Source organism: Myroides sp. 1354, from assembly GCF_030324495.1.
Taxonomy (GTDB): Bacteria; Bacteroidota; Bacteroidia; order Flavobacteriales; family Flavobacteriaceae; genus Flavobacterium.
On the sequence record NZ_JACAGN010000003.1, the window covers coordinates 204,008 to 220,453 of the forward strand.

16 protein-coding genes are annotated in these 16,446 nt (G+C 36.5%); 11 read left to right on the forward strand and 5 right to left on the reverse strand.

All coding sequences use genetic code 11. From position 1 onward, the window contains the following. Positions 1-19: 19 nt before the first annotated feature. Positions 20-1,300: a c-type cytochrome gene (locus tag HX004_RS05360; protein ID WP_286441306.1), complete on the reverse strand. Its 1,281-nt coding sequence runs from the start codon at positions 1,298-1,300 to the stop codon at positions 20-22. Between the two features lie 220 nt (positions 1,301-1,520). Between HX004_RS05360 and HX004_RS05365 the strand changes: the two genes are divergently transcribed. Further along, the gene (locus HX004_RS05365) at positions 1,521-1,901 is read left to right on the forward strand and encodes an SPOR domain-containing protein (RefSeq protein ID WP_286441307.1); all 381 of its coding nucleotides are present in this window, start codon (positions 1,521-1,523) and stop codon (positions 1,899-1,901) included. Positions 1,902-1,964: 63 nt separating this feature from the next. On the opposite strand, the gene leuS is transcribed toward HX004_RS05365, so the two are convergent. Continuing rightward, positions 1,965-4,778 (reverse strand): leucine--tRNA ligase, encoded by a 2,814-nt coding sequence (leuS, locus tag HX004_RS05370; RefSeq protein ID WP_286441308.1) that lies wholly within the window; start codon positions 4,776-4,778, stop codon positions 1,965-1,967. 164 nt (positions 4,779-4,942) lie between these two features. On the opposite strand from leuS, the gene HX004_RS05375 reads away from it, so the two are divergent. The 4 genes from HX004_RS05375 to truB are packed head-to-tail and all read left to right on the forward strand — an operon-like array spanning position 4,943 to position 7,604. Beyond that, positions 4,943-5,824 (forward strand): cell division protein FtsX, encoded by an 882-nt coding sequence (locus HX004_RS05375; RefSeq protein WP_286441309.1) that lies wholly within the window; start codon positions 4,943-4,945, stop codon positions 5,822-5,824. Positions 5,825-5,826: 2 nt separating this feature from the next. After that, the gene (locus tag HX004_RS05380; RefSeq protein ID WP_286441310.1) at positions 5,827-6,072 is read left to right on the forward strand and encodes a DUF3098 domain-containing protein; all 246 of its coding nucleotides are present in this window, start codon (positions 5,827-5,829) and stop codon (positions 6,070-6,072) included. Between the two features lie 12 nt (positions 6,073-6,084). Next, positions 6,085-6,894 carry an undecaprenyl-diphosphate phosphatase gene (locus HX004_RS05385; RefSeq protein ID WP_286441311.1) on the forward strand — a complete coding sequence of 270 codons (810 nt, stop codon included), beginning with the start codon at positions 6,085-6,087 and terminating at the stop codon, positions 6,892-6,894. A 2-nt stretch (positions 6,895-6,896) separates the two neighbouring features. Beyond that, entirely contained in the window at positions 6,897-7,604 is a 708-nt protein-coding gene (gene truB / locus HX004_RS05390) for a tRNA pseudouridine(55) synthase TruB (RefSeq protein ID WP_286441312.1), read from the forward strand. 56 nt (positions 7,605-7,660) lie between these two features. Here truB and HX004_RS05395 read toward each other — a convergent pair whose 3' ends face one another. Next, positions 7,661-8,041, reverse strand: a complete 381-nt coding sequence (locus HX004_RS05395; protein ID WP_286441313.1) for a DUF779 domain-containing protein — start codon at positions 8,039-8,041, stop codon at positions 7,661-7,663. 12 nt (positions 8,042-8,053) lie between these two features. Beyond that, complete coding sequence (locus HX004_RS05400) at positions 8,054-9,559, reverse strand: aldehyde dehydrogenase family protein (RefSeq protein ID WP_286441314.1); 1,506 nt, start codon at positions 9,557-9,559, stop codon at positions 8,054-8,056. Positions 9,560-9,753: 194 nt separating this feature from the next. On the opposite strand from HX004_RS05400, the gene HX004_RS05405 reads away from it, so the two are divergent. Further along, positions 9,754-10,377, forward strand: a complete 624-nt coding sequence (locus HX004_RS05405; RefSeq protein ID WP_286441315.1) for a YiiX/YebB-like N1pC/P60 family cysteine hydrolase — start codon at positions 9,754-9,756, stop codon at positions 10,375-10,377. Positions 10,378-10,391: 14 nt separating this feature from the next. Here HX004_RS05405 and HX004_RS05410 read toward each other — a convergent pair whose 3' ends face one another. Continuing rightward, the gene (locus HX004_RS05410; protein WP_286441316.1) at positions 10,392-10,994 is read right to left on the reverse strand and encodes a thioredoxin family protein; all 603 of its coding nucleotides are present in this window, start codon (positions 10,992-10,994) and stop codon (positions 10,392-10,394) included. 69 nt (positions 10,995-11,063) lie between these two features. Here HX004_RS05410 and HX004_RS05415 point away from each other — a divergent pair, with 69 nt between their 5' ends. From HX004_RS05415 to rpoN, 5 genes are all read left to right on the forward strand, one after another. Next, positions 11,064-11,858, forward strand: a complete 795-nt coding sequence (locus HX004_RS05415) for a patatin-like phospholipase family protein (protein WP_286441317.1) — start codon at positions 11,064-11,066, stop codon at positions 11,856-11,858. 46 nt (positions 11,859-11,904) lie between these two features. Next, complete coding sequence (gene pyrH / locus HX004_RS05420; RefSeq protein ID WP_182646855.1) at positions 11,905-12,624, forward strand: UMP kinase; 720 nt, start codon at positions 11,905-11,907, stop codon at positions 12,622-12,624. An 8-nt stretch (positions 12,625-12,632) separates the two neighbouring features. Continuing rightward, entirely contained in the window at positions 12,633-13,196 is a 564-nt protein-coding gene (gene frr / locus HX004_RS05425; RefSeq protein ID WP_286441318.1) for a ribosome recycling factor, read from the forward strand. Between the two features lie 233 nt (positions 13,197-13,429). After that, entirely contained in the window at positions 13,430-14,863 is a 1,434-nt protein-coding gene (asnS, locus tag HX004_RS05430) for an asparagine--tRNA ligase (protein WP_286441319.1), read from the forward strand. Positions 14,864-14,975: 112 nt separating this feature from the next. Beyond that, entirely contained in the window at positions 14,976-16,430 is a 1,455-nt protein-coding gene (rpoN, locus tag HX004_RS05435) for an RNA polymerase factor sigma-54 (RefSeq protein ID WP_286441320.1), read from the forward strand. Positions 16,431-16,446: the final 16 nt, after the last annotated feature.

Consider the following 16,446-nt stretch of genomic DNA (forward strand, 5'->3'; position numbering starts at 1 on the left):
TCTTATTCTTAAATAATTCTTAATAGTGACATTTACCACACTCAAGTCCTCCCATTTGAGCAACTGTCAATTTCTCTACTCCGTACTTGTTAGCAAGTTCTTCGTGGATTTTCGCGTAGTAAGCATTGTCTTTCAACTTAACATCCGTTTTTCTGTGACAGTCAATACACCATCCCATAGTCAATGGAGAATGTTGTCTCATGATTTCCATTTCTTCAACTGGTCCGTGACAAGTTTGACATTCTAAACCAGCAACATTTACGTGTTGTGAGTGGTTGTAGTAAACGAAATCAGGTAAATTATGAATACGAACCCATTTTACAGGCTTCTCTTTACCAGTATATTTTTGAGCAGCAGGATCCCATCCAACAGCATCATATAACTTTTGTATCTCAGCCGTGTAAAACTCTGGCGTGTATTTTCCATAATCTGTTCCAGCATCACCTGTAAACTCGCTGATGTTTTTATGACAGTTCATACAAACATTTAATGAAGGAATACCTGAAGTTTTACTCGATCTTGCAGATGAGTGACAGTATTTACAATCGATACCGTTATCTCCTGCGTGAATTTTGTGTGAGAAGTGAATTGGTTGAACTGGCTCATACCCTTTATCTACTCCAATTTGCATCATATATCCGTAAGCGAAATACGATCCAATTAGAACAAATACAATTGTAGAACAAATCACTAAGAATTGGTTTTTCACAAACGCTTTCCAAACTGGAACTGTTTGACGAACTTCTTCTGTTAAACCATTTGCTTCAACAACTTTATTCAATACTTTTTTAACAAGGAAAAGCATCGTTACCAACAATAACAATACTACTACTAATGCTCCTAATACAATCATATTAGAAACTGCATCTCCACCACCTTGTCCCTGAGCACCGTCTGTACTTGCAGTAGCAGCTGGAGCTTCAGCTTTTGGTTCAGATACATACGCCAAAATATCGTCAATATTTTGGTCAGATAAACCTGGGAAGTCGTTCATCACAACTTTGTTCCACTCGTTGAACAGTTTTACTGCACGAGCGTCACCAGATTTAATCAAAGATGAACTACTTTTAATCCACTTGTGTAGCCATTCTACATCCCCCTCGTGACGTTCAACAACTCCACGCAATGCAGGTCCTGTAGAAGCTCCGTCCAACTTGTGACATGCCGCACAGTTAGAATTAAACAATTCCTTACCTTTTGCTGCGTCCTGAGCAAACGAAATTGTAGAAAACGATAGCATTAATGCTAAACAAAAGAATAAAATCTTTGAAAACGAATTATGGTTACCCACTTTTTTCATAGTTATAAATTGATTTTCAACTAAACTTGGTCTTTCTAATAATAGCAATAATCAACTATTATTCAATACACCTTATTTACAAACTCCGACAAAAATACAATTTATGCATAACTCTTAAAACCTTTAACGACCTTAATCTTTAATTTATACGCGTTCTAAATAAAGGCTTCCCACGCAATTTTCAAGAATAATTGTAAATTTGCTTCAAATACATTTCATTATGAGAATTTTAAGAATATTTCCGGTTCTTTTTTGCTTGTTTTTTATACATCTAACAAGTTATGCTCAAGAGCGAAACAACGCAATTCAAGAGCCTCTAGCCGTAAAAAAACTCGTAGAAGCCAAAAGAAATACAACAACTTCTGGCTTGAACACAGATAAATACAATATTCAAGTTTTTTATGGAAAAAACAATGAGGCAAAAGCAGCACTTGCCCGTGTCAAACGCTTGTATCCCGATTTAGAAGCAACCCTTGTTTATTCCAATCCTTCGTATAAAGTTTTAGCTGGAAATTTCAAGACGCGTTTGGAAGCAGAACGCTACTTGCAAACCCTTAAAAAAGATTTTGACAACTCTCTACTCCTACGTCCAGGAAAATAAAAATAAAAAATCCCGTTGCTCCAAAAGCAACGGGATTTTCATTTATTTCACTTCCCAGAAACACTATCCAACTATGTTGATAATTTTTCCTGGCACTACAATTAATTTTTTCGGTTCACGTCCTTGCAATTGTGCTTGGGTTCTTTCATCCGCTAAAATAATTTTCTCAATTTCTGCTACACTTAAATCCAAAGGCAATTCAATTTTGAAACGCATCTTCCCGTTAAAAGAAACAGGATACTCTTTTGCATCTTCCACTAGATACTCCGCTTTAAATTCAGGGAATACTTGATCGGCAATTGTCTCCGTATGACCTAACATACTCCAAAGCTCTTCCGCAATATGTGGCGCATAAGGCGCAACTAAAACAGCCAATGGTTCTAAGATTGCACGGTGGTGACATTTTTGCTGCCCTAATTCATTCACGCAAATCATAAACTGAGAAACAGAAGTATTGAATGAAAAAGCTTCGATATCTTCTTGTACTTTCTTAATCGTTTTGTGCAGTGACTTATACATTTCTTTTGTCGGCTCTTCGTCAACAACAACAATTGCTTCATCATCTGCGTACAATCTCCACAATTTTTTCAAAAATCCAAATACACCCGAAATACCCGCCGTATTCCAAGGTTTCGCTTGTTCTAACGGACCTAAGAACATTTCGTACAAACGCAGGGTATCCGCCCCATATTCTTGGCAGATGTCATCTGGATTTACCACATTGTAATATGATTTAGACATTTTCTCTACTTCATGTCCAACAATGTATTTTCCATTGGCATTGCAAATAAATTCAGCAGTAGCATAATCAGGTCTCCAAGCTTTGAATTCCTCCATGTCTAATTCAGATGAATTATTCACCAAACCAACATAGGCGTATAATTGTTGCACTTTTTCATCCTTAATCATATCTTTAGAGATAAATGTATTGGTTCCCTCAATTCGATATACGAAAGCTGACGTTCCCAAAATCATTCCTTGATTGATCAATTTTGCAAAAGGTTCTTCTGTTGGCGCTACACCAATATCTTTTAAAAACTTATTCCAAAAACGGCTATACAACAAATGTCCTGTTGCATGTTCGCTTCCTCCTATATATAGATCGACATTTTGCCAATAGTTCAATGCTTCTTCAGACGCAATAAACTCCTCATTTGTTGGATCCATATAACGCATCCAATACCAAGAAGAACCAGCCCAACCAGGCATCGTATTTAATTCTAATGGAAAAATAGTCTGCTCGTCGATTAAATCATTCGCTACTACTTTGTTATTCACGGTATCCCATGCCCAAACAGAAGCATTTCCTAAAGGCGGTTGTCCATCCTCTGTTGGCAAATACTTTTCAACTTCTGGCAATAGAATTGGCAAATGCGCTTTCTCTATCATCTTAGGCAATCCATTCACATAATATACTGGAAATGGTTCTCCCCAATAACGTTGACGAGAAAACACAGCATCGCGCAAACGATAATTCGTTTTCCCTTTTCCTTGACCTAGCGCTTCAATAGCAGCGATAGCTTTAGCCGAAGCTTCTTTATACTCCAATCCATTCAAGAAATCAGAATTTTCCAATACGAAACCTTCTTTTTCAGCAAAAGCTTCTTCACTAATATCTTGATTGAAAATGTTTTTAATAGCAATTCCAAAGTGCTTAGCAAAAGCATAATCACGTGTATCTCCAGCAGGAACAGCCATTACCGCTCCAGTTCCATATCCAGCCAATACATAATCCCCAATCCAAATTTCAATTGGTTCTTTCGTAAACGGATGTTCAGCATACGCTCCAGTGAAAACACCCGATATTTTTTTCACATCTGCCATACGATCGCGCTCGCTTCGTTTTGACGTTGCTTCAATATATGCCTCTACTTCTGCTTTTTGTTCTGGGGTAGTAATTTTTCGCACTAAATCGTGCTCTGGAGCTAACGTCATAAAACTCACTCCAAAAATTGTATCCGGACGCGTAGTAAATACTTCTATGGTATCGGCAGATTCTTTTAAATTGAAAACTACAGACGCTCCAACCGATTTACCAATCCAGTTGCGTTGACTCTCTTTTAAACTCTCCGTCCAGTCGATAGTATTCAATCCCTCCAATAAACGTTCCGCATAAGCAGAAATACGCATACTCCATTGTTTCATTTTTTTGCGAACTACAGGATGTCCTCCACGCTCAGATAAACCATCTTTAATTTCGTCATTCGCCAACACTGTACCTAAAGCCGGACACCAGTTCACTTCTGTCTCGGCTAAATACGTTAAGCGGTATTGCAATAAAACGCGTTCTTTTTCTTCTGATGAAAATGCATTCCACTCTGCTGCTGTAAAGCATGCTATTGAATCGTCACAAACAGCTTGTACATTTGCATTCCCTTCTTTTTCAAATACCTCAACTAAAGTAGAAATTGCTTCCGCTTTATCCGACACCTTATTATACCAAGCATTAAACAATTGAATAAAGATCCATTGTGTGTGCTTGTAATAATCTGCATTAGATGTGCGAATCTCACGAGACCAATCAAAAGAAAACCCAATTTGATCCAATTGCTCTCTGTAACGGGCAATATTTACTTCGGTTGTAATAGCGGGATGTTGCCCTGTTTGAATTGCATATTGTTCTGCTGGCAATCCAAAGCTATCATATCCTTGAGGATGTAATACATTAAATCCTTTGTGTCGTTTATATCTTGCAAAAATATCAGAAGCAATATACCCTAGAGGGTGCCCAACGTGCAGTCCTGCTCCAGATGGATAAGGAAACATGTCTAGTACATAGTACTTGGGTTTATCGGATTGATTTGTCGTTTTAAAAGTTTGATTCTCTTTCCAAAACTTTTGCCATTTTGCTTCAATTTCGCTTGGATTGTATTTCATAGTAAAAATATCATTTAGTACACCTGTTCTTCTTCGAGTTACTCGAAAAAAACACCATCTTGTCGCAAAAATAAACTATATTTATAACAATTAGAAAAGTTTAATCGTAATTGTGTTTTAAAAACACTTTTGTTTTTTAATTTTACAACTTTAAAAATTGCATTATGACGTCTACTTATGAAAAATACCAAAAGCGAAAATTAATTTCGTCTTATTTTTCTGTAATACTGAGTATTTTCTTGGTTCTCTCTTTATTAGGAGCCTTGAGCTTATTTGTAATTAACTCCAAAAGAATATCGAATAACTTTCGAGAAAACATTCCGATGACGCTTTACTTCACGGACAAAGCTACATCAAATGACTTTGATCAATTTACTAAAAAGCTAGGCGAATCTCCCTACATTAAAAGCTACACTTTCATTTCAAAAGAAGAAGCTGCAGAAAGTCAAAAAGAAGAATTAGGGGAAAATTTCCTAGAGTTCCTCGGCTATAACCCGCTTCAAAATTCTTATGACGTATACATCAAAGGAGATTACGTTGTTGGTGATAGTTTAGCTAAAATAGAAGAGCGTTTTTTAAAGACCCCTCATATTGCAGAAGTATCTTATAATAAACAATTAGTTGATTTAGTTAACAGCAATATAGCACGTATCACCAATTGGGTACTGATTATTGCAGGTATTTTAACCGTTGTATCGATGTTGCTCATCAACAGCTCTTTGCGTTTATTGATATTTTCAAGCCGATTTACGATTAAAACCATGCAAATGGTTGGAGCGACCAAGCGTTTTATTCGTCGTCCATTTATTTGGCACAGTATGCGTTTAGGGCTTATTGGCTCGGTCTTAGCCGTAATCGCTTTAGTGGCTTTAACCTTCTACCTAGACAAGAAATTCCCCGATTTAGAACTTAATCCGGCGGTTAATTATATGCCGTTGGTTATTGTTGGATTGGGCATTATCTTAGCGGGTATTATTATTACAACGATTAGTACATTCTTCGCTACACAGCGATTCTTAAACCTCAAATCAGACGAACTTTATTAAATATGAAAAAAGAGAACAACCCTACTGGTTTTTTGTTTTCCAAACAAAACTACATCTGGCTACTTGCAAGTTTTGCGATTATTGCCTTGAGTTTTATCCTTATGGGAGGAGCTTCTAATGATGACCCTACACAATTTAATGAGGAAATCTACAGTTTCAGAAGAATTCACCTAGCACCAGCGGTGTTTTTTATTGGTATCGGTGTAGCCGTTTATTCTATTTTTAAAAAAGATAAAAAACAATCATAACAAACTAATTCTATGGATTTAATACAAGCCATCCTTCTAGCTATTGTAGAAGGACTTACTGAATATTTACCGGTTTCATCTACGGCTCATATGATTTTTTTGAGTTCGTATTACGGGATTCAGGAAGATGATTTTGTCAAACTTTTCCAAACCGCTATTCAATTTGGAGCTATTTTAGCTGTTGTAGTGCTGTATTGGCGTAAATTTTTTGACTTCACTCGTATTTCATTCTATAAAAAATTAGTTCTTGCCGTTATTCCTGCCCTTGTTTTAGGAAAATTGTTAGACGAAAAAATCGACGCCGTTTTAGGTGAAACAATCTACATTGCTATCATGTTAATTGTAGGGGGATTTGTTCTTATTTTTATTGACAAATACTTTAAAAATCCTAAAACAACAAAAGAAGAAGACATTACAGTCAAACAAGCGATAACCATTGGTTTTTGGCAATGTTTGGCGATGATGCCAGGAACAAGTCGATCGGCAGCTTCTATCATTGGAGGTATGCAACAAGGACTTTCTCGTCAAGTAGCAGCGGAATTCTCTTTCTTTTTAGCTGTACCAACCATGGCTGCAGTAACAGTTTATTCTATCGTATTAAAGAAATACGAATCAGGAAAAATGGGGTATGAATTGCTTTTTGACAATACAGATAACTTAAAATTATTCCTTTTAGGGAACGTATTAGCGTTTGTTGTCTCTATCGTTGCCATCAAATTTTTCATTGGAATTATCAAAAAATACGGATTTAAACCTTGGGGATACTACCGCATCATTGCAGGAGTTATCTTACTTGTTTACTTCGGATACTTAAAAAACTAGACATGCAATTTTCAGCAGAAGCTTTTCAGGAAGGTCAAGTCTTATTGATTGACAAACCTTTACATTGGTCCTCTTTTCAAGCCGTAAACAAAATTAAATGGCTCTTAAAAAAAGAATATGGACTTAAAAAAATCAAAGTAGGTCACGCAGGAACACTAGATCCTTTAGCTACTGGGTTATTGTTGATTTGCACTGGAAAAGCCACTAAAACGATTACGGATCTACAAGGTCAAGAAAAAGAATATACTGGCACCTTTCATATCGGAGCTACAACGCCTTCTTATGACTTAGAAACCGAAATTAATCAAACCTTTCCAACGGATCACATTACGGAAGAAATGATTGAACAAACAAGAGTGAGTTTTCTAGGTACTACAGCACAACGTCCTCCTATTTTTTCCGCCTTGAAGAAAGATGGAAAACGATTATATGAACACGCAAGAAAAGGAGAAGAAGTAGAAATCAGTACCCGTCCAATTGCGATTTCAGATTTCGAGTTAACGCGTATTGCACTACCAGAAATTGACTTTAGAGTAGCTTGTTCTAAAGGAACATATATTCGCTCACTCGCCTTTGATTTTGGGCAAAAACTAAATAGTGGTGGTCATTTAACGGCATTGCGACGCACGAAGATTGGCGATTATGACGTTGCTAATGCGTTGAGCATTGAGGCGTTTGAAGAAAAGATATTGGATTCTAAATCCCTATAAAAAACAAGCGGCTACACTTTTGTGTAGCCGCTCTCATTTGATCGTACTTAAAGCAATTATTCATTTAAAATTACCTCCTCAAGCTGAGACAGCTCTTCTGGTGTAAACATACGATACGTTATTGTAAAAGTCTTTTGTTTGGGGGTTTCTAATGAAAAACCACCTGCACCAAAACCATCTGTTACGTCTAAGGTAAAATGAGCGTGTTTCCAATATTCGAATAAATCGCGATCCACCCAAAAATCAAAACCACAAACTTCTCCTATCTTGACATCCCTGCGTCTTAAGTAATATCCTCCTTTGACAAAACACATGGGTTGTGTTCCTTCACAACAGCCTCCAGCCTGATAGAACATTAAATCGCCGTTTTCGGCTTGTAGTTCTGCAATCAGCGCCTTTGCTTTTTCTGTTACATCAATACGGCTAACTTTCGACATCTTCCACTCTTTTTAAAAGAATCCCAATTTGTTTTTATTGTACGAAATCAACATATTTTTCGTTTGGCGATAATGACCTAACATCATTTTGTGATTTTCACGTCCAATACCCGACTGTTTATACCCTCCAAATGGAGCACCCGCAGGATAATTGTGGTAATTATTTACCCAAACGCGTCCCGCCTTAATTGCTCTTGGAATTTGATACAACTGATGGGCATCACGTGTCCAGACCCCCGCACCTAATCCATACAGCGTATCATTGGCAATTTCTATCGCCTCTTTCTCATCTTTAAAGGTTGTTACAGCTAATACAGGTCCAAAGATTTCTTCTTGAAAAATACGCATCTTATTATGTCCTTTAAACAACGTAGGTTGGATGTAATATCCCGTTTCTAAATCGCCTCCTAAATGCTGTATATCTCCACCAACTAACAATTCTGCTCCTTCCTCTTTACCCAATTTCAGGTAAGAGTTAATCTTGTCGTATTGAATTTTTGACGCTTGTGCTCCCATCATTGTTGTTGGATCTAATGGATTTCCCATTTTTATCGCTTTTACGCGTTCAATGACACGGGCAATAAACTTGTCATAAATACTCTCTTGAATCAACAAACGAGACGGACAAGTACAGATTTCCCCTTGATTGAAAGCAAACAAAACGGCCCCTTCAATTGCTTTATCTAAGTACTCATCATCGTGATCCATGATAGATTCAAAGAATATATTGGGAGACTTCCCTCCTAATTCCAAGGTAACTGGGATAATATTTTCTGTTGCATATTGCATCACCAAACGTCCAGTGGCAGTAGATCCGGTAAAAGCAGCTTTGCTAATTTTAGGATTTGTCACCAATTTTTGACCTAATTGTGAACCAAATCCATTCACAATATTAATTACACCTGCTGGGACTAAATCTCCGATTAGTTCCATGAGTACCATAATCGAAATTGGCGTACTTTCTGCGGGCTTTAAAACCACACAGTTTCCTGCTGCTAATGCTGGAGCTAATTTCCAAACAGCCATTAAAATCGGGAAATTCCAAGGAATAATTTGAGCCACAACCCCTAAAGGTTCATGGACAATCATTGAAACTGTGTGTTCATCAAGTTCAACAACAGAACCTTCTTCTGCGCGAATTACACCAGCAAAATAGCGAAAGTGATCAATAGCCAATGGAATATCAGCATTCATCGTTTCGCGAATAGCTTTTCCGTTATCTACGGTTTCCACTTGAGCCAAATAAGCTAAATTCTCCTCCATGCGATCCGCAATGCGAAATAAAATATTACTGCGTTCTGTAGCGGATGTACGACTCCACGTTTCAAAAGCTTTATCTGCTGCATCTATGGCTAAAATTAAATCTTCTTCGGTTGAGTGAGCTGCTTTGGTAAACGGCTTTCCGTTAATAGGTGTTATAGAATCAAAGTAGTTTCCCTTTACAGGGTCCACAAAATTTCCATTGATATAGTTTCCGTATTTCTCTTTAAACTGGGGAAATTGAATGTTGTTTGACATAAATAATTCAGTTTTTTATGGTTAATTCTTCTAATATACAATTAATTACAAATCAAGACAACGTACCTAAATGGATTATACAAAATTTAACACAACACAAAAAACCACTGATTCGAATCAGACTTCTTCGGTTTTCTTTCTTTCATTGCGTATCTATTTAGATAGTTTTACATTTGTTGAAACACTAAAAGAAAATGAAAAAAATACTAGCGTTTATGGGGCTACTATGTACCTTAAGCTACGCACAACAAACAACATTTAAAGAAGGAGATTTAATTTTCCAGGAACTAAAATGCGGACCTTTATGCGATGCAATTAACGAAGTAACTTATGGGTATGAAGGATTAAACTTCAATCACATGGGAATGGTTATTGAACATGAAGGTAGTTTGCAAGTCATCGAAGCCACTTGGCCAGCAGTATGCATTACGCCTTTAGATCAATTTTTAAACAAAACGCCAGAACCGATGTACTTGGGGCGTATCATTAAAAAGTACGAGAAATTAATTCCGAAAGCGAAGGATTTTGCTTTAAAACAAGTTGGAGTTCCCTACGATGAGAATTACTTATATGCCAACGGAAAATACTATTGTTCCGAATTGATTTACGATGCGTTTAAATCGGCCAACAACAACAAAGAGTTTTTTAATATGTATCCCATGACTTACCGTTCAAAATACACGGGAGAATTCTTCCCTGTATGGGTACAATATTTCGAAAAATTAGATCAAGTAATTCCCGAAGGCGCTTTAGGGTGCAATCCAGCGGGTATGACTTGGTCAAAAAACATCACTATTGTAGGTCCAATCGTACAATAGTGATTGTTTTTATTTTAATTATCAATAGCGGTCATCAGGGCAGCAACTTCTTGTTGTACTTGTTGACCTTTATTTTTGGTATACCACTTGTTTAACAAGATAATACCGTCTTCGTCAAATTTTCCGTGTTCTGCTTTATAATCATTCACCAACTGTACCGCATCTGCAGGACGAGGTCCCCAATGTCCAAGAACAGTACCCGTTTCTTTTTCAACAATCAACAATTTTGGAATTGCTCTACCTCCATTCGTTAAGTATTGATCCATTAATGCTAGATTTTGATCGCGAAAAACAATGCGCAACTCAACTTTTCCTGTAAGTTCAGCCATTTTATTCAACATAGGCACTGATTGAGCAGCATCTCCACACCAGCTTTCCGAAATCACTAACCAGATATACTCTTTTCCTAAGTTTTCCATGACCAAAGCTACTTCAGGCTCAACATTCAAGGTTTTATCTAAACGGTGTAAACGCGCTTCATTCAACGCTGCATAAGGCAAATAATCTGCTGATAGATTTAATTTCTCAGGGTTGTTTTGCAAAGCATCTGTCACATAAGTACGGAACTCTGCATAAGAAAAACTATTATTCAATTCTTTTATCTCGACTTTGTTCATTTTTGTGTAATTTTATTAGTTTGATTTCAAAGTTAAACTTTTAAACACGAATCTTTCAATACTTTATTTATGAAAACCCAAAAAATAGGTTTGGCTCTATCTGGAGGTGGTTACAAAGGGATAGCACATGCCGGTGTACTTTCATTCTTGGTTGAGCAAGACATCAAACCCAAAATCCTTGCAGGAACAAGTGCTGGATCCATTGTTTCTTGTCTGTTTTCCATCGGGTTAACTCCGCATGAAATATTGAATTTTTTCAAATCGGTCAATATTTTAAATTGGCATTTTTTCACGTTTAAAAAGGCGGGACTAATTGATTCCAATGCCTTCGAAAAATATTTATTTTCCATTTTCGAAAATCGAACCTTGGATGATTTACCCCTTCCAGTTCTCATCAATTCAACAGATATTGCCAAAGGAGAAATACACGTTTTTGACCCTAATACTCGCGTGATTGATGCCATTTTAGCTTCTAGTGCTTTTCCAGCTATTTTTTCACCCCATACCATTAACGAACAGTTGTATAGCGATGGTGGAATTCTCAACAACTTTGCTACGGATTTAATTCGAGAAGATTGCGATATTCTCATTGGCAGCAATGTTTGTCCAATAGAGCAGTTAGATAAGAAAAACTTAAACTCCCTTCGCTCTGTAGCCATACGCGCTTATGATTTGATGGCTGCCAATCACAACCGAACACAATCAGCTTTGTGTGATTGGTTAATTGAATCACACCACATCACACAATATTCAACTTTTGAGCGAAATAAGCAGCGTATGGATGAAATTTTCGACTTGGGATATCAAGCGGCTGCGAGAACCTTTAAAAATCATCAGGATAAATTCGCAAAAGCTATTTTATAGTAGTATATAATCTTTATATTTGCAAAACTTTAAAAATATCATATCCATGAAATACAAAAGAATTCTACTTAAACTAAGTGGAGAGGCTTTAATGGGAGAGAATCAATATGGAATTGACCCTAAGAGATTAGCTGAGTACGCAGCTGAAGTAAAAAAAGTACACGATCTAGGTGTAGAAATAGCGATTGTTATTGGTGGTGGAAATATTTTTAGAGGAGTAGCAGGTGCTAGCGTTGGTATGGATCGCGTTCAGGGAGACTATATGGGTATGCTTGCAACGATCATCAACGGAATGGCTCTTCAAGGAGCACTAGAAGATGCAGGTATGTTGACTCGTTTACAAACAGCCTTGAAAATTGAAGCAGTTGCCGAACCTTATATCAAAAGAAGAGCGGTTCGTCACTTAGAAAAAGGCCGAATTGTAATTTTTGGAGCAGGAACAGGAAACCCATACTTCACGACAGATACAGCTGCTGTATTAAGAGGAGTTGAAATCAATGCTGACGTTATTTTAAAAGGAACACGCGTTGATGGAGTATACAATGCAGATCCTGAAAAAGATCCTACAGCCGTTAAATTTGAACAAATCACGTTTAGCGATGTATTGACTAAAGGATTAAACGTTATGGATACGACTGCATTTACCTTGAGTAGAGAAAACGAATTACCGATTGTGGTATTCGATATGAATAAAGAAAACAATTTACTAAAAGTTTGCCAAGGAGATGATACAGTAGGAACTACTGTTTCCGTAAACATTAATTAATAAACGTTATGACAGAAGAAATAGATTTAATTATTGCGAGTGCAAAAGAGGCAATGGACGGTTCTATTGCTCACTTAGAAAAATCTTTATTAAATATTCGTGCTGGAAAGGCAACACCTCAAATGTTAGGTGGAGTTTTCGTAGATTATTATGGATCTCAAACACCACTATCACAAGTAGCTAGTGTAAACGTTCCTGATGCTCGTACATTAACTGTAACACCTTGGGAAAAAAGTATGTTACAACCGATTGAAAAAGCGATTATGATTGCTAACTTGGGATTAAACCCAATGAACAACGGAGATAACATCATCATCAATATTCCTGCTTTGACAGAAGAAAGACGTAAAGACTTGGTAAAACAAGCAAAATCTGAATCTGAAGAAGCTAAAATTGGTATCCGAAATGCGCGTAAAGACGCCAACAACGATATCAAGAAAGAAGAGAAAAACGGAGTTTCAGAAGATGTTTGTAAAGATGCTGAAGAGCAAGTACAAAAAATCACAGATGCTTACGTGAAGAAAATCGAAGATATCTTAGCAAAAAAAGAAGAAGAAATTCTTAAAGTATAATGAAAGCCCGCTTATTGCGGGCTTTTTTATTCCTATACATTTCAAATTTTTCACCTCAATTGTTCTCTCTTCAAATAAGCCCTTCTACCTTCATACTTCAAAAGCACCATTCCATTCTTAATCTTTGATTAATAACCCTCTTGTTTAAGCAAATATCTATTGTTTTTTTAGTACATTTGTTCGTATTTCAATTCAATGATTTGATCTACCAGGTAACAAAAATATAATCAAAAATGAAACACACCAAAATTATCGATCTACTTACTGGAAAGGCACTTTTGCATGAAGTAAAAGCAAAAGGCTGGGTAAAAACATTTAGAAACAACCAATTTATTGCTTTAAATGATGGATCGACAATCAATAACATCCAATGTGTTGTTGACTTAGATAAGTTTCCTGCTGAATTGCTTAAAAAAATTCACACAGGAGCAGCTATTTCTGTAAGAGGTACCTTAGTTGAAAGTAGAGGAGCTGGACAAAATGTAGAAATCCAAGTTGAGCACTTAAAAGTTTATGGTGAATCCAATCCAGAAGAGTATCCAATTCAACCGAAAAAACACTCCTTAGAGTTTTTACGTGAAAATGCACACTTGCGAATTAGAACGAACATTTTTGGTGCTATTATGCGTGTAAGAAGTACACTTTCTTATGCTGTACATAAATATTTCCAAGACAATGGTTTCTTTTATTTCAACGCACCAATCATCACTGGTTCTGATGCTGAAGGAGCAGGAGAAATGTTTAAAGTAACCAATTTCAATTTAAATAAACTACCTCGCACAGAAGAAGGAGCAATTGATTTCTCTGAAGATTTCTTTGGAAAGGCGACAAACTTAACTGTTTCTGGTCAACTAGAAGCGGAAACTTACGCCATGGCTTTGGGGTCTGTTTACACTTTTGGTCCTACTTTCCGTGCAGAAAACTCAAATACTTCTCGTCACTTGGCTGAATTTTGGATGATTGAACCAGAGGTTGCATTCAACAAATTAGCGGACAACATGGACTTAGCGGAAGATTTCATTAAATATGTAATCAATTATACTTTAGAGAAATGTCAAGATGATTTAGCTTTCTTAGAAAAACGCTTACAAGAAGAAGAGAAAAACAAGCCACAAGCAGAGCGCAGTGAAATGTTGTTAATCGAAAAGCTTCGCTTTATCACAGAAAACAACTTCAAACGCGTAAGTTATACTGAGGCAATCGATATTTTAAAAGATTCTAAACCCAATAAAAACAAGAAATTCAACTATATCATTGACGAATGGGGTGCTGATTTACAAAGTGAACATGAGCGTTATTTAGTAGAAAAACACTTCAAATGCCCTGTGATTTTATTTGATTATCCAGCAGATATCAAGGCCTTCTATATGCGTATGAATGAAGATGGAAAAACAGTTCGCGCCATGGATATCCTATTCCCAGGAATTGGGGAAATTGTTGGTGGTTCTGAAAGAGAAGAACGCTATGACGTTTTATTGGACAAAATCGAGAAAATGGGAATTGATCAAAAAGAACTATGGTGGTATTTAGATACACGTAAATTCGGTACCGCTCCACACAGTGGATTTGGTCTTGGATTTGAGCGTTTAGTGCTATTCGTTACAGGTATGACAAACATCAGAGACGTTATTCCTTTCCCGAGAACTCCTCAAAATGCCGAGTTTTAATTATTCATAGAAAGAAACCCTTCAAATGTTTACTTTTTATCGCATTTTTTCCGTACTTTAGGATGAATACCGATTAAAAGTAAACATTTTTATTTCGTTAATTTTATTTAGCATGCTAAAACAAAGTTTACAACTTAAATTATCTCAGAAATTATCTCCTCAGCAAATCCAGTTGATGAAACTGATTCAATTACCTACTTTAGCCTTTGAACAGCGGTTAAAAGAAGAGTTAATTGAAAATCCTGCTTTAGAAACAGGTAAAGAAGAAACGGGGGATGAATTCGATAGCTTAGATAATGATTTTGACGACTTTGATAACGAACGCATTGACACCGAGGACATCAATATTGATGATTACCTCAGTGATGATGAAATTCCAGATTATAAATTACAATCCAACAACTACAGTTCAGATGATGATGATTATGAAGCACCCATTATTGCGACAGAATCTTTTCATCAAAATCTAATCAATCAATTGAATACCTTCATTCTTTCAGACGAAGATCGCGCTATTGCGGAGTTCTTAGTAGGAAGTGTAGATGAGATGGGGTATATTCGTCGCGATATTCAAGATATCGTGGATGATTTAGCTTTTACTCAAGGTATTTATACAGATGTAGAAACTGTGGATAACATATTGAGCATCGTTCATGAACTTGAACCCGTTGGTGTAGGTGCACGTGATTTGCAAGAGTGTTTGTTGTTACAATTAAAACACAAAACACCTACTGATTCGATTAATGTAGCCAAGGATATCATTGAAAATCAATTCGATGCCTTTACAAAAAAACACTACGACAAGCTCTTAACCCGTTATGGTATTACCAAAGATCAGTTGCGCAAAGCCATTGATGAAATCGAAAAGCTCAATCCAAAACCAGGAGGAGCCTACACAGGATCTAATCGTTTTATCGAACAAGTTATCCCTGATTTCACTATCAAAATTGTCGATGGAGAAATTGAATTGACTTTGAATAATAGAAATGCGCCTGAGTTACACGTTTCACGTGATTACCAAGAGATGCTACAAACGTATAAAGATTCATCACAAGCTAGTGCTTCTCAAAAAGATGCAGTACAGTTCATCAAGCAAAAATTAGATGGTGCCAAGTGGTTTATTGATGCAATCAAACAGCGTCATGAAACCCTTTACGTTACGATGAGCGCTATTATACACTATCAACAAGAGTACTTTTTAACAGGTGATGAAACCAAACTCAAGCCGATGATCTTAAAAGATATTGCAGATTTAGTTGGTTTAGATATTTCTACAATTTCACGTGTAGCAAACAGCAAATACGTGGAAACACCCTATGGTACAAAATTGATTAAAAATTTCTTTTCAGAAGCCATGATGAATGATCAAGGAGAGGAAGTATCTACGATCGAAATTAAAAAGATTCTCGAAAACATCATTTCTGAAGAGGATAAAAAGAAACCATATCCCGATGACAAAATTGCAGATCTACTAAAAGAAAAAGGCTATCCTATTGCGCGAAGAACGGTAGCAAAATACAGAGAACAATTAGATATTCCAGTAGCGCGAATGAGAAAGAAAATTTAAGCAATCAAAATACAAA